Annotated in this window: 22 protein-coding genes; 9 read left to right on the top strand and 13 right to left on the bottom strand. The window is 40.5% G+C overall.

The annotated features are described in order from the left end of the window. Positions 1-753 precede the first annotated feature (753 nt). Positions 754-1,527 carry a hypothetical protein gene (locus DIU38_RS28120; protein WP_112653035.1) on the top strand — a complete coding sequence of 258 codons (774 nt, stop codon included), beginning with the start codon at positions 754-756 and terminating at the stop codon, positions 1,525-1,527. A gap of 503 nt (positions 1,528-2,030) precedes the next feature. Next, the gene (locus DIU38_RS28115; RefSeq protein WP_112653036.1) at positions 2,031-3,287 is read left to right on the top strand and encodes a tyrosine-type recombinase/integrase; all 1,257 of its coding nucleotides are present in this window, start codon (positions 2,031-2,033) and stop codon (positions 3,285-3,287) included. A 92-nt stretch (positions 3,288-3,379) separates the two neighbouring features. On the opposite strand, the gene DIU38_RS28110 is transcribed toward DIU38_RS28115, so the two are convergent. Further along, a complete protein-coding gene (locus tag DIU38_RS28110) occupies positions 3,380-4,333 on the bottom strand; it encodes an AbiJ-NTD4 domain-containing protein (protein ID WP_112653037.1) in 954 nt (317 codons plus the stop codon). Positions 4,334-4,474: 141 nt separating this feature from the next. Here DIU38_RS28110 and DIU38_RS28105 point away from each other — a divergent pair, with 141 nt between their 5' ends. The 7 genes from DIU38_RS28105 to DIU38_RS34540 are packed head-to-tail and all read left to right on the top strand — an operon-like array spanning position 4,475 to position 11,864. Further along, positions 4,475-5,299, top strand: coding sequence for a type IV toxin-antitoxin system AbiEi family antitoxin domain-containing protein (locus tag DIU38_RS28105; RefSeq protein ID WP_112653038.1), 825 nt, complete (start codon positions 4,475-4,477; stop codon positions 5,297-5,299). Further along, entirely contained in the window at positions 5,296-6,087 is a 792-nt protein-coding gene (locus DIU38_RS28100; RefSeq protein WP_112653039.1) for a nucleotidyl transferase AbiEii/AbiGii toxin family protein, read from the top strand. Before DIU38_RS28105 ends, DIU38_RS28100 begins: the two co-directional genes overlap by 4 nt. Continuing rightward, entirely contained in the window at positions 6,088-7,812 is a 1,725-nt protein-coding gene (locus tag DIU38_RS28095) for a restriction endonuclease subunit S (RefSeq protein WP_112653040.1), read from the top strand. After that, positions 7,809-9,533 carry an AAA family ATPase gene (locus tag DIU38_RS28090; protein ID WP_112653041.1) on the top strand — a complete coding sequence of 575 codons (1,725 nt, stop codon included), beginning with the start codon at positions 7,809-7,811 and terminating at the stop codon, positions 9,531-9,533. The genes DIU38_RS28095 and DIU38_RS28090 overlap by 4 nt, the downstream gene beginning before the upstream one ends. Continuing rightward, positions 9,530-10,423, top strand: a complete 894-nt coding sequence (locus DIU38_RS28085; RefSeq protein ID WP_112653042.1) for a hypothetical protein — start codon at positions 9,530-9,532, stop codon at positions 10,421-10,423. The genes DIU38_RS28090 and DIU38_RS28085 overlap by 4 nt, the downstream gene beginning before the upstream one ends. Further along, entirely contained in the window at positions 10,420-11,214 is a 795-nt protein-coding gene (locus tag DIU38_RS34545; RefSeq protein ID WP_208809203.1) for a type I restriction-modification system subunit M, read from the top strand. The genes DIU38_RS28085 and DIU38_RS34545 overlap by 4 nt, the downstream gene beginning before the upstream one ends. After that, on the top strand, positions 11,196-11,864 hold the full coding sequence (locus DIU38_RS34540) for an HsdM family class I SAM-dependent methyltransferase (protein WP_208809248.1): 669 nt from the start codon (positions 11,196-11,198) through the stop codon (positions 11,862-11,864). Before DIU38_RS34545 ends, DIU38_RS34540 begins: the two co-directional genes overlap by 19 nt. Positions 11,865-12,054: 190 nt before the next feature. Here the strand turns inward: DIU38_RS34540 and DIU38_RS28075 are convergent, their stop codons facing one another. The 12 genes from DIU38_RS28075 to DIU38_RS28020 form a co-directional block, all read right to left on the bottom strand. After that, complete coding sequence (locus DIU38_RS28075) at positions 12,055-12,342, bottom strand: helix-turn-helix domain-containing protein (protein WP_112653044.1); 288 nt, start codon at positions 12,340-12,342, stop codon at positions 12,055-12,057. Positions 12,343-12,413: 71 nt separating this feature from the next. Further along, positions 12,414-12,914, bottom strand: coding sequence for a PH domain-containing protein (locus tag DIU38_RS28070; RefSeq protein WP_112653045.1), 501 nt, complete (start codon positions 12,912-12,914; stop codon positions 12,414-12,416). A gap of 179 nt (positions 12,915-13,093) precedes the next feature. Next, on the bottom strand, positions 13,094-13,327 hold the full coding sequence (locus DIU38_RS28065) for a hypothetical protein (RefSeq protein ID WP_112653046.1): 234 nt from the start codon (positions 13,325-13,327) through the stop codon (positions 13,094-13,096). Positions 13,328-13,379: 52 nt separating this feature from the next. After that, positions 13,380-13,838: a PH domain-containing protein gene (locus DIU38_RS28060; RefSeq protein ID WP_112653047.1), complete on the bottom strand. Its 459-nt coding sequence runs from the start codon at positions 13,836-13,838 to the stop codon at positions 13,380-13,382. Beyond that, a complete protein-coding gene (locus DIU38_RS28055) occupies positions 13,825-14,415 on the bottom strand; it encodes a hypothetical protein (RefSeq protein ID WP_112653048.1) in 591 nt (196 codons plus the stop codon). Before DIU38_RS28055 ends, DIU38_RS28060 begins: the two co-directional genes overlap by 14 nt. Further along, positions 14,415-15,191, bottom strand: a complete 777-nt coding sequence (locus tag DIU38_RS28050; protein ID WP_167516301.1) for a DUF4099 domain-containing protein — start codon at positions 15,189-15,191, stop codon at positions 14,415-14,417. Before DIU38_RS28050 ends, DIU38_RS28055 begins: the two co-directional genes overlap by 1 nt. 1 nt (position 15,192) lies before the next feature. Further along, a complete protein-coding gene (locus DIU38_RS28045; RefSeq protein WP_149354192.1) occupies positions 15,193-15,462 on the bottom strand; it encodes a hypothetical protein in 270 nt (89 codons plus the stop codon). Next, entirely contained in the window at positions 15,441-16,379 is a 939-nt protein-coding gene (locus DIU38_RS28040) for a zincin-like metallopeptidase domain-containing protein (protein ID WP_149354191.1), read from the bottom strand. Before DIU38_RS28040 ends, DIU38_RS28045 begins: the two co-directional genes overlap by 22 nt. After that, positions 16,324-16,800 carry a M23 family metallopeptidase gene (locus DIU38_RS28035; RefSeq protein WP_112653051.1) on the bottom strand — a complete coding sequence of 159 codons (477 nt, stop codon included), beginning with the start codon at positions 16,798-16,800 and terminating at the stop codon, positions 16,324-16,326. Before DIU38_RS28035 ends, DIU38_RS28040 begins: the two co-directional genes overlap by 56 nt. Continuing rightward, the gene (locus DIU38_RS28030) at positions 16,797-17,204 is read right to left on the bottom strand and encodes a hypothetical protein (RefSeq protein ID WP_112653052.1); all 408 of its coding nucleotides are present in this window, start codon (positions 17,202-17,204) and stop codon (positions 16,797-16,799) included. The genes DIU38_RS28035 and DIU38_RS28030 overlap by 4 nt, the downstream gene beginning before the upstream one ends. Before the next feature lie 36 nt (positions 17,205-17,240). Beyond that, entirely contained in the window at positions 17,241-19,229 is a 1,989-nt protein-coding gene (locus tag DIU38_RS28025) for a type IV secretion system DNA-binding domain-containing protein (protein ID WP_112653053.1), read from the bottom strand. A 53-nt stretch (positions 19,230-19,282) separates the two neighbouring features. Further along, entirely contained in the window at positions 19,283-19,768 is a 486-nt protein-coding gene (locus tag DIU38_RS28020) for a class I SAM-dependent methyltransferase (RefSeq protein ID WP_112653054.1), read from the bottom strand. Between the last annotated feature and the right edge of the window lie 32 nt (positions 19,769-19,800).

The following is a 19,800-nucleotide window of genomic DNA, read 5'->3' as shown; positions in this document are numbered from 1 at the left end:
ATTTTACTTAACAATCACCAAAAATGTAATAAGGAAGTAGCTGGATATTCCCGAGCCGTTGATCATGAAGTTCGGAAATAGCGGACCAATAGTTCGGCTACACTTTGACCATATCAAATCTTGATTAGTAATTGCGATTTCGAAGCGATAAATACAAGGTGTTGTTCGAATGGCACAGAACCACCTGATCAAGGCCTCTGGGACCATCAATCAGTGCTTCCAGTCATATAATCGCATTAGCGATACGTAACACAATCGATTCAATTTCAAACAACGTCCTTTATACTGATCATGTGTGGTGCTCAAATATTCAGGCTTACGGTCAAGCGCACCAAAAACGGTAAAAACGTCAGAATCTTTAAAATTAAGTTATAGGAAGTTTTTGATTATCGGAGAACAAGTGTTTGTGACATGGTATTCGTTCATTTCGTTGACCTTATGGACGAATTTGTTTAGGGCCTTTAAAACAACCCAATTTCTTAACCTTTTGATTTCGGCGATAAGCTCAACCAGGCGTTTTGGACGAAATCAATGCAACAAACTCTAATGTATTTGCAACAAGTGCGAAAGTAAAACTGATTACAATGCTGTTTTTTTGAATGACTTTATTAATCATAAAATTCTGCTATTTAAAATCTACCTGCCCACTTTTGCTTGTATCACGCTGATGGGACAGTGAATCCCGTAAATGTGCCTTGTATACAAAAACAAATAGAAAAATCTAAGAATATATAATTAAATAAAATTGACAACATGACTTTATTTCTTAAACGGCAAGGTTACCGTACCGTATTGTTCCTGATGTTCGCTGCCCTGTCGATGCAACCTGTATATGCCCAGAACTCAGCCAAAAAAAGAAAAATATTCATTTTTCCCATAGAAAGCCGGCGCGATACTTTTGACACGATGGAAGATGCGGGCAAAAGATGGTTTGACCTCAACAAGAAAACAGCCAAGGGAGATGAAACCCAGTATAAATACCTACGTGCCAAGCCAACTCCATCAGGGTCATCCGTGATAATTATCGTCCAGCGCACCTGGATAAACCGAGCAGGCATAGGTGGGGCTTTACAACCCAAAAAGGAAACGGACGATCCTGAAGAAGTATGGACGAGTATAGATATTGACTCTGTCGATAACCGTGGGGCAGGGAGAACTTTAGAAAGAAAAAATAAATCAGAGGCGGACAATTTCGAAGGCGGCGCCATGGGCGTGGCTATGAGTCTTGATTCCAATAATAAGCTCGTTCCCGTTCTCAGATATGATAACAAAAACCCAAAAGGCAGACGATTCATTAAGTTTGATGGAATAGAGGGCAATACCTTGATCGACAGAAAGCTGAATGTAACTACGCACAAAAAATCGATCGACCAGGTACAAAGAGCTGACGAGGCGCTGAAACAAAACACCAATTACAACGTCAGGTACGAGGTACCTGCTAATAGAGTAAATGCTATGAAAAAGTTGCTAATTAAGGCGGGCGTAGCCGGTAATCCCCATATAACGGTAGTGGCTGTAAAGCCATAGCACATTAATATTCGCTTGAACTGTCCCGATGATCAGGGACAACGAAATTTAATTGCATTTTACTACTCGCAAAAAGCTATTCAAAAACCACATGTCTGCGTATTTGCAAAGGCTTTATACTTTATAGTATTCATATATTTAAAACCTTTTTTAACTTAAATTGAAAGAGGGTTTAATTGATTTTATGTGTTAACAGTATTTGGCTGAAAAGAAAAAGGGCTTTACAGATCCTGTAAAGCCCTGATTATCAGATGTGGAGAATATCGGAGTCGAACCGATGACCTCTTGCATGCCATGCCGTTTTTAGCAAATTAAAAAGAGTTTCAAAAATCATGCAAAACAATTGAATATCAGATATTTAAGTGAAAATATTTTGCTAAAAAATTTGGAATTTTAGACCTAAAATCACTACTTTTACTTTATCTCAGCTTCATCTTATGTGGGATAAAGCCTGACCGCTTGCATACATACTTGCATGCACTAATAATTTAAAATTTTGGACTATGAAAATTTCGACAACACCAATCATTTGGACATATCGGAAAATTAAAGACACGGATAATAACTTCATAAAAGACGAGCATGAAGTAAGGGTTAGGATGTGGCAAAATGAAAAGCCGATATATATTCCTACTGGTTTCAGCAGTTCAGTAGAAAACTGGGATAAGGAACATGCCAGACCAAAAACAACTCATCCAAAGTTTTTGGAATTATCATCCAAGATAAAGGGTATCATCGATGATATTGAATATGAAATAAAGACTGCGGATAAGGCAGGCCGTGTTATTACACACATTGAAATCAAGGCAAATCTGGGTTTAGATCGTAAGCTTACTCCGGTTATTGATAAACCGAATAAGATTATGGCTTATGCGCAATCAATTGTTGATTATTACAACTCAGTTGATAATCCCGGTTACGCCAATGTATTTTATAACTGCAAACTAACATTAAAGAAACTGTTAAAAGATAGAGACAAAATGTTTCTGTCTTTCACAAAGGCAGACCATGAAGCATATGAACAGCAAATTACCGGGCTCTCGGAATCAACTATTAGTAATTATCTGCGGACTTACTATCGTATCTGGAATTTGGCCATAGAAGACGGTCTTTGTACAAAAAACCACCATCCTAAAAAGTTTATAAAATTCAAAGCTTATAAACGTATCAGGACAAAAAAACGATCCATCAAGTCTGATTACTGGGATCGTATAATGAAGCTAAAACCATCAAAGGAAACCCGAATTTATAGGTCACATTTGATGATGCAGTTTATGTATTACGGACGGGGGATGAACTTCAACGATATGTTAAAGCTGAAAAGAGAGCAATTCGTAAACAATGGTATCGTATACAGGCGTTCAAAAAATAAAAGAAGTTATGATTTTGAATTGCACCCAAAGGCGGTTGCTGTGGTGAAATTATTAGAAAACTTCCCAGAGCAGTCTGATGCCGGTTACATATTTCCGTTTATTATGCAGGAGCACGATACAGCTAAAAAAATTGATGCGAGGATAGATTCTGCCTTAAAGGATTTTAATGAAGATTCGCAAGCGATGGCAGATGCGGTGGGTTGGAAAAAAAGGTTTACTTCAAACGCTTTAAGGCATGGGTTTGCAAGTCATTTAAATGAAGCGAATGTGCCCATTAAGATAATTCAGGAAGCATTAGGGCACGAAACTCAACTGCAAACGAGGGTTTATCTGGATGATATAGAGGATGGAATTATTACAAGTGCAATTAATGCAGCGCTTAAATAAACTTACTTTGAGTGAATCATTATGCTTTCGTTTATTCTGATGATTTTACTAAATTATCCAATAAACAGAACTTTTCAGGACATAAATATTAATCATTTCTCAAGCGTCTTCATCATCAGGTTAATTAACGCATAACCGCGAAAAAACAGATAGTCGATATGTTGAATATTGGTCAGGGGTATTTTATCAGTTTCAAAATGCCTGATTTGAAACTGGTTTCCAATGGTAGTAAGTTGTCCTGCTTCTAAGGTTAGTAAATCCGCGAATGGTTGGTTCCCCGCAGAGATTTCATTAACCAGTTGTTGAGCTGAAATCTTCTTATTGGCTGAGTAGTATGTTTTGGCTCTTTCAAAAGCGTCCCATAGCCTTTCCAACCCATGCTTTCTATCAGAAAGCGCTGGCATGTGAATTTGTTCCGCTGCTTGGTTTAACAAATCATTTAAGTCAGCGTCGTTAGTTTTATAATTCTTCTTGATGATATTTTGCATTTCCTCTGGTAATAGCCGTTGGACTTCGCCATTAGTGTTCATTTCGTAAGCGATGCCGTTACGTTGAAATAAATAATTTACGTCTGTTCTAAACTTTGCCTGTGCAATTTCTCGAGTAGAAAACGAATAATGATAATGTTGAAAATAGTCGTGTAAGTCGCCAACTGATTTGGCATCATATAAGTGCTGGTAGCAGAACTCTAAAAAATCCAGTATAGCAATTGTTTCAGTTAAATCAGTTTCATTGCTGGGCTTCGGTTGTGTGACATCAGGCGCAGGTTCTCCCCAATCGCTATAATCTGGTTTTACTTCTGCTCTTTTTATTGAAATAGGTGTTTCTATTTCAGGAATGGTTGCCTTTAAGAGATGATTGAATTTGTAAGGATCAAAACCAATAATACCCCTTCCGTCCTGGCATTGTTCCGGAAAATCCTTATCCAAAGAATGGTTTGCTACGTAACTTTCATAAATAGATACTATACCGTTCCAAACTGATATTTCAATTTGTTCATTTGTTGCAGGTTTTTTTCCGAACTCTCTGTCGCTGAATAAGGCCATTGTCATAAAAATTTAGTTGTAAAACTACTAATTTAGTTGCGTACTGCTACACATTCTGTAGCTATATGCAAATTGAAAATATCAGTTGTAAATCATTTCATTAATACTATATTTGCGTAACACTACACAATTCGTAGTAAAATGCAAACCAAAGTAACTAATTTTCAAGGGCCATCATATAATTATTTAGAAGACTTTATTACTGAGATAAGGTCTAAGGGAAGGTATGTGCTTACCCTCGAAGAAGTTAAATCTAAATTTAATCTTTCCGATAAGGCTGTTAATCAGGCATTATACCGACTCAAAGCTAAGAAGCGAATTGCTCAAATAAGAAAGGGTATTTATGCAATTATTACCCCTGAGTATCTAAGACAAGGAATGGTTCCCCCCGCCCTATTTATTGACGACATGATGCAGGCATTAAACAAGCCTTACTATATTGGATTATTGTCTGCCGCTGCATTATACGGTGCCGCGCACCAGCAACCAATGGAGTTTTTTATAGTTACTGAAAAGCCCGCCTTACGCCCTATCAGAAATAAGAAGGTTAAAATAAATTTTTACATAAAAAAAGAGTGGTTTCAAGAAGACATAAGAAAAATTAAAACAGATGCTGGCAATATTAAAGTTTCCACACCCGAAATGACGGCGTTAGATCTGATCTATTACCAGGAAAGCATCGGTTTAAGCCGAACGCTGACTATTTTGGAAGAACTCGCTGGACAAATGAAACCATCAATTTTAAACCAAACAGTTAGACGATACCCACACGTTACAGCTGTCCAACGTCTGGGGTTTTTATTGTGTATTGAATTGCAATTGCCACACCTTGCCGCTCCTTTAATAAAATTTATTGCTGAAAAAAAAGTCTTGCCAATTCCTTTATCGACCAATAAACAGCGTGGTGGGGAATTGAATGAGCAATGGAAAATTATAAAAAATATTGAATTAGAATCAGATTTATGATTGCTCGGCGCTATATAGAAGAATGGAAGGAATTTGCTCCCTGGCCCGATAATGCCCAGGTTGAACAGGATCTGATTATTGAGCGCGCATTAGTGGAGATGTTTTCAGATGAGATGATTAGGGAAAATCTCGCGTTCAGAGGTGGTACGGCTTTTCATAAGCTATTTTTAAAACCTCAGGTAAGATATTCAGAAGACATTGACCTGGTTCAAATACAGGAAGGCCCGATTAATCCAATTTTAAAACGTATACGAGAACGGCTAGATTTTTTGGGGACAAAAAGGATTGTAAAACAGAAAGCCAATAATAATACAATTGTTTATCGATTCGAGTCGGAAATAGCGCCTATAATTAATATGGCTTTAAAAATCGAAATTAATTGCCGTGAACATTTTAATGTCTTGGGTTTGCAATCATTTCCCTTTAAAGTTGAGAACTCTTGGTTTAATGGTGAATGTGATCTGACCACTTATCAATTAGAAGAATTATTAGGCACCAAATTAAGGGCGCTTTATCAGAGGCGGAAAGGGAGAGATTTGTTTGATTTATACTGGGCGTTGACAAATCATGAAATTGACAAAGAAAAACTACTGCACTGCTATCGTAGCTATATGAAGTTTTCTTCCGCGCAGCCGCCTACTCCAAAAATGTTCATTGCTAATATGGATGAGAAATTGAAGGATAAGGAGTTTACAGATGATATCCACGTGATACTGAGACCCGGGATTGAATATAATAATGAAATAGCATACGAATTAGTTAAACGGGAATTACTGGAGAATATATAAATGACACCCAAAACTTGGAAAAATGTTGCGCTAAGTGACTTATTTATTTTTATTGGGGGAGGTACGCCGGATAAATCCAATTTAAAATTTTGGAATGGGGATATACCTTGGGCATCTGTTAAGGATATTAAATATGAAGTTTTAAACGATACCATTGATAGAATAACCGCGGCTGGGTTGGAAAACAGCTCATCGAATCTCGCAGTTAATGATGATTTACTTTTGGTTACTCGAATTTCACCTGGAGAGGTAACCATTTGTAAAAATTCAATGGCAATAAACCAAGATCTGAAAATAGTAAAAAGATTTGGAGGAATAAGTCCCCTATTTTCATACTATTTAATTAAGGCACATAAACAGAAGTTTTTAGAACGCGCAAGCGGCACAACGATTAAAGGAATCAGATTAGCTGACTTAGATGAAATTGTGTTGCCACTTCCTCCAGTTCAGGAACAGATAAGAATCGTCAATGCCATTCAAGAATATTTCAGCGAAATTGAAGATGCAAAAAAGGAAATTTCCACTGCGCTGAAAAGACTTGATATTTATAAACAACTGGTTCTTTATAAAGCTTTTGATGGCACTTTGTTACCGATACCACCAAACGAATATGAAACGGGAACGACTTTAATCGAAAAAATTCAAAACGATTTTCAAAACCATTATAGGCTGAATTTAGACGACTATTATAAAGATTTTAAACTATGGCAAGCTGATTCTAATAAGGGTTTAAGACCAGTTAGACCGTCGAAGCCGCAAGCATACGTTGCAACCGACGCAAAAGAGTTAGAGAGCATGCCAACTATACCTAAATCTTGGAAGTGGGAAAAATTAGGTAATTTTTCTTTTGTGACAAAGCTTGCTGGTTTTGAATTTTCAAAATATATAAAATATGAATCAACGGGAGACATCCCGGTGATTAAGGCTCAAAATGTTTCTAAAGGCGGATTTTCTGATAACGAGTATTCCTATGTAACTAGAGAAATGTTGACGCACCTACCTCGAATTAAGTTATCGGGCGGAGAAATACTATTTGTGTTCGTTGGTGCTGGCTTAGGTAATGTCGGTGTTGTGCCATTGGGTAAAGAATATATGCTCGGTCCTAATGTTGCTTTAATTAAGCCAAGTGAATATGTTTTTAATAAATATGTGCAGTACTTTTTGTCATCTCCGATCGGTAAAAAGCACATTTTGGAACTTTCAAAAGCGACAGCACAAGGGTCTATTTCAATGGAGAATATTAGAAATATTTCAATTCCACTTTGCAATTTCGAACAACAGACTTCCATTATCAACAAACTCGACACGCTGTTGACTCATGCGGATCATTTGATTGATATGTTAAAAATCGCTTTAATTAAAGCTGATAATTTCAAATCTTATATTTTAGATAATGCCTTTAAAGGCAAACTAACCGACCAGAATTTGGACGATGAAAACGTTGAAATTTTACTTAATAGAATTAAAGTCGAAAAGGAACAATTTCTGTCTGAGCAAAAAATCGCAAATAAATTTAAACAGAGTAACAAAATAACAATGGAGCCCCTCAAATCGATCATAGAAATATTAATGGAGAAAAAAAAACCGGTTTTTACAAAGGATCTTTGGAAACTCTCTGTTCATAAAGACGATATAGAAGCCTTTTTTGCGGAATTAAAATTAATTGAAGCAAAAATCCAAGTAACATATGAGAATCAAGAATCGTTAATTTCCCTTGTTCCATGAGAATCGACAAAGTTTATATTGAAAATTTTAAGAATCTCAAAAAGTTCAGTATTGATCTCGATGAGTCACAAATGAACACGGTGCTTCTTGGTAAGAATGCTACGGGTAAATCCAATTTCATAGAAGCCTTGATTTTAATATTTAAATATTTAGATTTAAAACAGGAGCCGCCAAAAGAACTTCAATTTCATTACCGAATAGAATATCGGGTAAGAACATATAAAATAATAGTCGACTTTTTGGAAAGCGCTTATTCATTCGAGATTTTTAAGCAAAGTGACACTGACGGAACTGTTTGGGAAAAATTGGCAAGACCGGTTACGAAAACAGATTTTTTCAGAAACAAAGATTTATATCTTCCAAAATATGTGTTTACTTATTATTCTGGTTTGAGTGATCGTTTAGATAAAATATTTTGGAAACACCAGCAAAATTTCTATAATGAAATTAAAAAACCAAATTTTGACAGAAAGAAATTAGATGATTTAAGACGTCTTTTCTACGTTAAGCAAATTCATAGTTTTTTCGTGCTCTTGGCGTTTTTCGCGCTACCGACTGTCGAAAACAGAACAAAACAATTTCTGAATGATGTGTTAGGCATAGAAGACTTGGAATCTGTTTTGTTTGTTTTAAAACGGCCATCGTGGCGCGGAAAAGGCGATCAACGGTTTTTCGGAGCAGAGGGTCTTGTCAGCGAATTTTTAAAAATTTTATGGCAGTATTCACTAGCTCCCATTTATTATTCAGAAACCGTTTATCCGGATTTCCGAAGCAAGGGCGTGAAGCAAGATCAATTGTATTTATATATAACTGATAAGAAAAAACTAAACGAATTTGCGTTAGAATTTTTTCGATTGTCTGATATACAACCCAATAATACGGATCTCTTTAAGGCGCTTGAAAGCACTTACATTTCCGAGTTATTAGAAGAAGTGAAAGTCAAAGTCAAAAAAAGAGTTGACGGGGAGGTAAAATTCAAAGAATTAAGCGAAGGAGAACAACAATTGTTGACTGTAATTGGATTGTTGATTTTCACGAAAGAAGAAGAGTCACTGGTTTTACTTGACGAACCTGACACACATTTAAATCCATTGTGGAAGTACGATTATTTGCAATACCTAAATAAGTATGTAAAAAATATTTCGGTGGACGAGAGTGATCCCTCAAATATTATAGAAGACTCTACTACCCAAATAATTATTAACACCCATGATCCATTGGTAATAGGCAGTATGGACAAATCACAGGTAAGAATGTTCGGAAAGAAAATTATCCACGTCCCGAATACTGAGGATATCACCGAAGACAAATTTGAACAACTAAGAATTAATGGTTTAAATCAAGCTATTGAACCTGAAAAGAGTCCACGAGGAATGGGAGTAGCGGGTATCTTGACGAGCGATATGTTCGGACTTCCGAGTATTTTAGATAAGGATACCCAAAAGAAATTGAATAGAAAAAGGTATCTGCAAGGGCGGCTAATGAGGGAAACACTTAGTCCAGAAGACTTGGAGGAATATAAAGGTCTAAAATTAGACCTTGAAAATTATGGTTTTTATGAGGAGACGGAGGATTATTGGTTTAAGGAGTACATTTCCGAAATGTCGAAAGACGAAGCATTTCAAAAGGTCGAATTCACTGAAGATGAACGAGATAAACTTAGCCTTCGTAGTCAGGAGGTAATTCAGCGCCTATTAACTAAGAGGAGGGAGAAGTTATGAGGTATATAAAGATCAGCGAGTTAAAAGCTGTTTTTGAAGCACTTCATGGAACTGGGTCTTTTATTGCATGGGAAGAAAGAGCTAACCGACATCTTGCGGCGATTACTACGAAAACTCAAAGAGAACGAAAAACATATTGGGCAGCAAACAATATTTGGACGGACCTTTATGATGCAATGTCGGAATTATCAGGGCATAAGTGTTGGTATACTGAATCTAAAGAAAATTCAAGTGAATGGCAAGTAGATCATTTCAGGCCTAAGGCTAAGTCATTGAATTCAGAAGGCGAAATAATTTCCGCCACTGGCTATTGGTGGCTCTCTTATTACTGGCGAAACTTCCGCCTATCTGGCTCTCTTTCAAATCTATTAAGGAAGGATCGTTTTGTTGATGACGATGACGTTTTTGGAAAAGGAAGCTACTTTCCTTTGAAAACCGGATCGCAATTCTCGTTAGAGAATGATATGCGCTGTCGCGGTGAAATTCCAATGCTTCTTGATCCAACAATTTCACGGGATGTGGGGTTGCTTTCATTCGATCAAAATGGGGGGGTATTCGCTACTTATAACGCTGACGATAATGATCATAATCACAATCGTGCGGTCCTTTCTATTAAATGCTATGGGCTTGAACATAGCCCATTGATACGTGGCCGGAAAAGGGTATGGGATGAATGTGAAAGTATTGTCGAACTTACTCAAAGTGATTTGAAGGTGCATATAAACAATGACGAATTAATAGATCAATCGCTTGAAGAGTGCTATCAAAGATTGGCTGATCTTGCAGCAAAGAATCAACCACATTCCATTGTGGTTTTTAACTTTGTTCAGGAAAAATTAAATAACGAAGATTATTATTGGCTTAACGAAGCCTTAAAAGCTATTGCATGAAAGCAAATACCCTTGTATCAAAAATTTGGACGTTTTGTAATACACTCCGAGATGATGGCTTAGGCTATGGCGATTATTTGGAACAACTGACTTACTTATTGTTCTTAAAAATGGCCGATGAAAATCCAGGAGAATATGATTTGCCGTCAGATTGTGACTGGTCATTTCTTAAAGATAAGGAAAAGGGGGACTTGATAGGAACCTATGAAGATATTTTAAAAGGTTTGTCAAGGTCAGGCGGAATGCTCGAAAAGATATTTGCTGGCGCGCAAAACAGAATACATGATTCATTTAAATTAAAAAAGCTAATAAAACTAATTGACGAAGAAAACTGGACATCAAAGAATTATGACTTAAAAGGTGAAATCTATGAGTCGCTATTACAAAAAAATGCGGAAAATAGCGGCGCAGGTCAATATTTCACCCCGAGGCCAATTATTTCAGCCGTTATCGAGTGCATTAGGCCAGTCTTAGGCGAAACTATCGCTGATCCAGCATGCGGAACCGGAGGTTTTTTTTTAGGTGCATTGGAATCACTCTCCAGACTGGAAGCAGATAGCGTTCAAAAGGAATTTATTAAATTTCACACATTTAAGGGCTGGGAAATAGAAAGCTCAACCGCCAGACTGTGTTTAATGAACTTATTTCTTCATGGGCTTGGAGATTTAAAAGAAACTCCAGATATAGAAATCGGGGACAGTTTGAAAAGCCTTTCTTTGAATAAAGTTGATATTGTCCTTGCTAACCCCCGTTTGGAAAAAGCAGCAGTGATATTCCTACTCCTGACCTAAAACTATCTGAAAAAGATGGTTATTATCTACGTTCCGATTTTTGGGTCACCACTAGCAATAAACAATTAGCCTTTCTACAGCACATTTATTCCTTAGTAAAAGAAAATGGCCGTGCCGCAGTGGTGCTCCCCGATAACGTTTTATTTGAAGGAGGGCCTGGTGAAATTATACGCACTAAATTATTAGATCTGGTAAATTTGCATACGATATTGAGGCTCCCGACAGGAATTTTCTATGCTCAAGGCGTAAACGCAAATGTTCTGTTTTTTGAAAAAAAGAGTGAAAATTCATCGCCAGCTACTAAAAATTTATGGTATTATGATTACCGAACAAATATCAGACATACGCCTAAAAAAAATCCTTTAACCTTTGAGAATTTAAAAGATTTTATTAATTGTTATCTTTCGAAAGAGCGGGCAAATAATGAACAAACCTGGAGTGAAAGTAATCCGTTAGGCCGTTGGAGAAAATATACTTACGATGAATTAATTTCCAGAGAAAAAGTTAATCTCGACATTTCTTGGTTACAAGATGAAAATTTGATTGATTTCAGCAATATGCCTGATCCCGAAGATTTCCTTAACGATATTATTGAAAATATAGAAAGTGCTCTTCGCAATTTTAAAACGATAAGAGAGAATTGGTACTAAATTAATAGCTTGTAATCTATTGATCCATCGCACAATATCGGCAGCAATCTAAAATTGCATTTAGGAAACGGGGGCTTTCCCATAAATTTAAGAACGTGGGAAGCATCGGGAAAAAGGATCTCGAAGTTATTCGCGGGAAATTTACGGCAAAGGGATTTGAAATGCCGGAAGCATCTGAATAGCAGGGCAGTTATTGTCCTTTATGAGCTTTCGCCTTTGTTTTTTGGGTAAGAGTGACTAATAATTCGTCGATTTCTTCCGCATTATAATAGCAGACGCCCCCTAACTTTCTAAACGGGATCTTGCCGCGATTGCGTAGTGTTTGTAAGGTCACTTCAGATATATCCAGCATTTCCATAACTTCTGCTGTCTTCAGCCACTTTTTGGCGGGCTTGGCCAACAACAATTCCTTGATTTCGGAGATTAACTGTAACCGGAATTTTTCCAAGTCTTCAGTTGTTAAGACTTCTAAGCCCATAAGGATATTTGCTTAAAGTTATAACCGTCCCGGTCTGTCCGGAACGGTCTGTTGATAATAGTGATTGACGGCTATTGGGCCATAGCGGAAAGAGGTTCCACTGCATCAATCATTTTTTGGTAGTAGTTTTTGCGTACTTCTAAAAATTCGATGAGGTCACCGAATGTGTTTTTCATACCTGAATTACTAACCCCTTTCAATGTAAACCGGATAGCTGGCGATCCCTCGCTGACAATGGTAATGTTAACCACATCTACCAAGTTCATTATAGGGGTTTGGTGAATGAAATAATCCTTGATTTTCAGGTGTTCTACCCATGCTACCTGCTTTTTCAGCAAGCCTTTGCTCACCAAAAAATATTCGGGAGTAATGAAGTAGGTATGAGATTTCAATAGCAAAACGTGGTATAAAAAAGCGAAAAGTGAAACCCAGCTGCCGACGATCAGCAGCGGAAACACATAATATCCGGCGACAGTTAATATAAAAAACACAAAAAGCCAGGGCGCTGTGCAAATGGCGGTATAGCGGATAGATGGCCTGACAGGCGCTATCCAAACCTGATGTAGATTCATGATATTAAAATAAAAGGATGAGTGATCTGTAAAAAGCCTAACCCGGAAGGGGAAAAAGAAAGGTTTAAAAATAGAAAAGTCCTGAACGCTCGCCGCCAGGACTCTTCAACCTAAACCTTATCACATACAGTGTTGAGCACTGTAATAATGTGGCCAATTTACATTAAATTTTTAATTGATTAATAGCGGTGACTATTCGACCTTGAGCGCATGTATTCGCGGAACATCCATTCTTCGTACTCGCGCTTCATGGCATTGCGTTTAGCACGCACATTATAACGCCAAAGAAATATGCCCCAGATCCCAAATGCTACTGCAAAACCCGGCCAAGGGTTGTCTTTCATACTTAATGCACCGCAAAAAGCAAAGAAAGAAACCATGCAGGTAAAGAGAAAATGGATGAAATTTTTCATATCGGCTCAATAATTAAATTTACTAATTATGTTAGTAAATCCCAGGCGAAATTTAATTTATTTCATAGATATGATTGTCCTGCCGGGCCTTTTGTACACGCTCGCGGATGGTATCTATAATTTCCGACTCGGGAATGCCGAACATGTTAATGGCATGGTTTTCCGGGTCGGTAGTTATTAGTGTTACATTCATCAATTTAAAAAGCTGCTGAAAGAAAGACTGCGTAACGATGTAATCTTTGATGCGGAACATCTCAACCTGGTCGGAACGCTTATTAAGTATACCATGCTGCAAGCGGATGACTTCAGTGGTTACATGGAAAGTGTAGCTGCGCAGGTAGAGCATTCGGTACCAGGCAGCGCCGGTGACGGCAAGGCTGAAAAGGATAAAATAATGTGACAGCCACCATGCTAACAGCAGGAAGGTGACCGCCAGCAAGAGTAATGGCAAACATTTGAGGAAAGCCCAGATATAAGCGGGCTTTAACTCGATATCTTTAGCTGGTATCATATCTTAATTGATCTAAAAAAGTGGAATAATGAATTGGTTTACGGGTACGGATGCCGGTGCGGATGGAGAAGGCCAGTTCAAAGGTATTCAGTGAAAGCTGATCTACGGGAAATTTAACGCTCCTGTTTTTGCAGGCTACCACTACTGTTTCACCCAACCATTGCAGCCTGATCGGGTGGGATTTTAAACCGGCAGCAACCACAATGTCTGTGGCCCTGCCGGCCAGGTCATCCTCAAAAAGCAATGTATATTTTCGTTTTTTGAAGTTGTCCCTGATCCAGTTAAGCTGTCCGTTTGCCGGCCTGTTGCCAAGGCCGATAAAGCAAAGTTTTTCCGGTTGACGATATTTGACCAGGTTAAGGGAAAGAAAGGCGATGCAGTCCATGGCCGAGCGACTGATTAAAACCTCTGTGGCAGATTCGTTACCTGCGATCCAGAGATTACGGCTGGCAGGGATAAAAAATGATGCAGGAGTATAAGTTTCTACGCTATCACCATAATCAAACACGGCATCCCGCAGGTTAAAAAGACGCTGTACTTCTAAGGGAACGCCGAGAGCATTTAGCGCTTCGCACATTACCGCGATTGTTCTTCCGCACGGTCGGTTCGTCCAACCTGCGGAATGGCCTGCCTTTGCTGATTTTGCATGTCCTTCACCGCGTTATGATAACCGGGGCTTAATTTCTCGGCTTCTTTAGCATCCCGCTTTTTATTAAACAAGGCATTCAATCCTTTGTACAGCACATAGGATAAACCTCCATCGATCAGGATAGATGCTATTAAGGCAATTTTATTGGACCGTATACCGTGGGTATCTTTTCCTGAGTAATTAAATACGGTATGGTCGGGTAGCTCTACCTGCTTGCCTTTGCGATAATTTTCTTTCTGGGCAGGTGTAAGGAACTCGCCGTTAACCATATCCGGTGCCAGTATTTTATCGGTATCGGATACGATAAACTCGCGGGTGTCCGCATCGTATTCAACCAGCAATTCCTTTTTATTGCCCTTGTCATCAATGGTGATCTTCTGAAAGTTTTCTACCTCCCCTTTTTGCAGCAGTTCTGCCTCGTTATCTTCCAGGAAGGAAGGGGTTACCGCTTTGCGGTACACCGGATGGATGAGCAAGTCAAGTTTGCCGTTCTCATCCGGTGCCAGGGAAATTTTGGCGTCCAGGGTTTTGATATGTATATTTTCGGCCTGCAGGTTATGCAACTGCATAAGGCCGGTGCGGCGACCTGAAAGGAGCGCTTTCAGGTCATCCACGTTCAGCAGGAGCTGGCCGCCTGCGGCCAGTCCTATGGTTTCCAGATCTTCAATCGGAAGTTTGTTTTCGTTATAGCTGATCAGGTTCATATTATCGTTCCATGTTATACATTTGTTCAGCACCATACAAGTCCGCATCCCGTGTCTTGCCTTGTCCCTGTTCTTCCCCTACCTTCGGATGGTTACGGGCTTCGAGCAGGGAATTATAAAGGCCATCAGTGGCTTTGATAGTCTTTCTTGCGCCATCAAGGTCTTCCACCTTGATGCTTTTGTTTTTGTAAACATCAAGCACTTTGTAGCTGGTATCCATATAGGCAATCTGGTCGCCTTTTTGGAAGGTCAGGTTTTTTTCTGCACCCACTTTCTGTTCCGCTTTTGTGCTATACCCAATAGTTGCGAAGCGATCTTTTGGGCGTCACGGGCAACCTTGGTGATTTCGAACGGCTCATCCCGCAGGATCTTCTGAAAGTTGTTGGAGTAAGCAGCATGCGGGCCAAACTGATGACCAAGCTTTATTTCACCGCCAATGAGCATGGATGCTACTGCCGCGCGCATTTCTTCGCGGGAATATTCCAAAGAACCAAATTTACCTTCCATCGGGCGATTCTGACGGCTTTCGTGCCCGGTCCAGTGTGCCAGCTGGTGAATGGCCGCCTGGTAGTATTTTACCTCGCTTTCAAATTCCTCTTTTTCCGGCAAAAAGATGGCATCACGCTGCTTATCGTAATAAGCTTCCTTACCGCCGTGGATGATCACGGCTTTGCTGTCTTCGATGATTTTTTCAGCTTTCTGGATCGGTGTTAGCGTTTGGCCCTGCTCTTGTTTTTTCAGAAATTCCTCCAAGGGCGGCAGGTCATTGATCTGGGAGCCGTTAAACAGGAAGGCCTTGCCTTGCTGCGGCTTTTCAAATTCAACCGTTTTGGTTTGGGTTTTACCATCTGCGCCTTTGATTTTTTCCCCTTCAGGTGTGCGGATGGCTTGAATGTCATTGGTTTTCGGGAACTCGATCAGGGTACCGGTTGAGCCCTTTTTAACCAGGTAACCGTTAAAGCTGGCGGCATCGGCCGACATCCAGCGCGGATCATCATGGCCTTTCATGGCCAGGATGATCTGGTTCATGGCGCTATACCCTTTACCGGTAGTGGGGTTGATGGGTGTTACAAAGGCGGGCATGCCATTGTCTTTGACCGGCTTTTGAAACAGGGAAGTTCCGGCTTTGAGTTCAGCGGCCAGCTTTTCTGATAACTGTACCGGCAGTCTTTTGAAATTTTCGCTCATCTTGTTGATTATTTAGTAGTTCATAAAAAAATTTGATAGGGTTGATAAATCGCTGCTGATAGCGCAGGCTGAAATGCAAATGCTCCCCGGTCACCCGGCCTGTGGCACCGGTAATCGCTATGGGCTGGCCAGCAAAAACGGAATCCTGTTCGCCAATCAATAGCTGACTCAGATGGCCGTAGATGGATTCTAACTGGCCATGGCTGATGTGCAGGTTGATGCCCAGTACCTTGTCGTAGCTTTCCGCCGATACGCGGCCATCCATAATGGCGTAAACGGTATCGTCATGAGCTTTCAGGTCGATACCATAGTGCATGGCATATTTCCCCGAGATCGGGTGCAACCGGTAACCGTAGTAAGAATTGATTTTAAAGTGTTTCAGGGGGAGGCAGATCAGGCAGAGGCCGACCAGCCATTTCATCTGGAAAGGGTATTTTCCAGTTCTATTTTTTCGGAGCGGTTTACCGCTTCGAGTGTTTTATCCCAGATACCGGGATGATCGCGTGCGATCTCTAACGCGTTGAACAGGTCTGAAGAAGTTCCCATATCCTGCCGCATCATGATCTTGTACATGGTCTTAAAATCGTTTAAGGGCATCTTGGAACCATTTTGCAATAATTCTTTCATGATCTCCTCTTTAGGCTTTAGCATCATCAGGTCTTTGGCCTGATAGACAGATTCACCGCCTTTGGGAAAGCTGACGTAATTCTCGCTGGCATCCCTTGCGTAGGTCAGTACGCCAACCTGTCCCTGCTTGCCGACAGGGTCGTTTTTCACCTCCGGATGCACGAGCACGAGCGAACCGGTAATCGTTTCATTTTTCATTTTTTAAGTCATTTTGTTAGCTATTGAATTTTGTTTCTATTTGGTTTTAGGTGCCGGTGGTTCGGGTGGTTTGAATTGAATCACCATTTGCTCGATCTCCTGGCTGATGCGGAAATAGTTTTGTGAAAGCTGCTCATCACGCTTGCCACCAAAATCATAGTAGGCGGGCAGCGGTTTAAATGCTTTTTCCTCTTTGGCGATCTGGACCATATCGAGGTTAATGCGGCAATTGATGGCGGACGTTTCAAACTGCCCGGAGTATTTCTCCTGTGCTTCCGCCGCGATGACGCCCACCATTTCCCCCGAATTGAGCGAGGCTATTTTCCCTGCCGGGATAAGCGCTTCCAGTTTTTCGTTGAGGGAGGTAGATGTTTTGTTGCGGTCAATGGACAGGCCTTCTCCAAGCTGTTTGGATTTGCCAAAGAGCCGTTCCAGCCAGTCCAGTGTTTCCTTGTTACGAACCGAACCGGAAAGTACATTACCGACTACGGCTGTGATGGTGGCAGCCGTATCTTTACCATATTGCTGATTGAATTGGGGTAATTCCTGCAAGCCCATCAGTACCGCCACTTTATTACTTCGTGCGGTCGCGATCAGGTTCTCTACCCGGTGTACAAATAAGGTTGGCACCTCATCGACGATCAGGGCTGAAGGAAAATTGCCTTTGGTATTAATGAGTTTGGTCAGGCGGTTGATAACAATGGAGTAACAGGCCGAATTGATGTTTTGCGTATTCGGGTCATTGGCAAGTACAAGCATGCCCGGCTTTTCCTTATCGGAAATTTTGAGGTTAAAGTCGTCACCGCTGAAAACCCAATAGGTTTCTTTGGTAGCCAAACGGCTGATAAAGATCTTCAGGGTACCGACCTGCCCTTCGAGCTGGGAAAATGCTTTGGCGTGATAGGCGGTCATAAACGGCGAAAGCAGGGCTTTCAATTCCGGCTCGGACATCAGCGTATCAAAAATCTCTTCGTATGAACGGTTGAGCAGTGCCAGCACATGCGGAAAGCTGGAATATTTGCCACCCTGGTATTTGCTCATGAAATAGATACAGGATGCCAAGAAGTTAATGGCAGACTGCGTAAAAAACTGATCACTACCGCCTGAGCGGTCACCCTTTTTTAGTGCCTCTACCAATCCCTCGGCAGTTTCAGCCGCATCTGCCAGTGAGCGAATATAATCCGCCCGCCAGGGATTGATACGGCGGCTTTTTTCGATGTCATTCAGGTTGATGACATGAAAGGCAAATCCCTTTAGTTTGCCCTGTTGTTTCGCCAGCAGGTAATGATAATAAGCAATCTGGCCGAGGTCGGGAAACTTGAAATCATAGAGGCAGACCGCGAATTCTTTAGCGATCAGTTGCCGGATAAAAGGGTTGACGATGCTAAAACTCTTCCCGCTGCCGGGGGTACCGATTACCATCGTCCCCCTGAAAACATTGCAGATATTGATCCAGCCGCTATGCACTTTTTTCCGGTGGTAAAACAACATGGGGATGTTAACCGAGTAAGGCGTATCAATCCGTTTTACCGGCTGCATGAAACTTTCCGCTTCTGTATTCCATTTATCCTTGCCAAGCCCGGACTTGATAATCTTGGATATGTTGTCCATGGAGAGGCTGACCATGAGCGCGCCGACCAGGGAGCAGGTCAAATAAGCAAAGTCAAACCACGAAGTGTAAGCAAAGGCAGGCGGTGAGGCACGTCCCTGAAACGCGATACTGCCAAAGAACAGCAGCAATCCTGCGCAAAGCGGGTAAACGATATGCTTTTTGGGGTCAAGTTCCGTTTCCTTTTTTGCCAGCGTACCGATAGAGACGAGGCAAATCAGGCCAAACGTGGTGAGTTTGGAGTAGACCAGTTTCTGATAGATAAAAATGCTCGCGAGCCTGGCGAGCGGGTTAATGAAAATACCCCAGAAAGGGGCATTTAAGTAAACAAATATGGATGCTTCTAATAAAACAGATACATAGATCGCGCATTGCAAAAACCCATGGAGTTTTTGTTGCTCCCGTGTTTCTTCCATAAACTGAAATTTTAAATATGATGCAGCACGAATGCCACGCCGGCCAAGTGGAATCAGGGCTGGTAGCGTTCGACGGTGGCAATGGTGTCATGAATAGCTCCACCGTGACTAAATAGGGCAAGCCGTTCCAGGTTGAATTGTCGGCTTTTTCCCATAACAATAGAGTGATAACCAAAAGTAATTACACTTCCACCAGGCGAAAGGCATAGGGGTATTTCATCTTTCAGTTGCCGAAAAGGACTACAGATCATACCGTTGTATAATTCCATGCTTTTCCGGAGAGCGTAGGGCGGATCGAGTATAATCGTTTGAAAAGGCGGGCCATCCCATTTTCTAAGGAAGGTAACCGCATCGAGGTGGTAATCGGCCGGCATCAATGGATCAAGGTCATTTCGGACTTCATTGACCGTAAGTATGGTCGCGCCTGCAAAAAGATTCAGTACCCGCCCTTCACACCGCTGCTCTACCCAATCCCTTACCGGTTTTACCGAAAACGTATAGCGGTGTAACGGACACCTGAAATGTTCAAAAAGGATCATTAAGTAATTGAATAGTTGTGTCTGATTTTTTC

Source organism: Mucilaginibacter metallidurans (assembly GCF_003286435.2).
In the GTDB taxonomy this organism is placed as follows: Bacteria; Bacteroidota; Bacteroidia; order Sphingobacteriales; family Sphingobacteriaceae; genus Mucilaginibacter; species Mucilaginibacter gossypii.
Note: the sequence above shows the minus strand (reverse complement) of the source record. Positions and strands in the feature narration are given on the sequence as shown.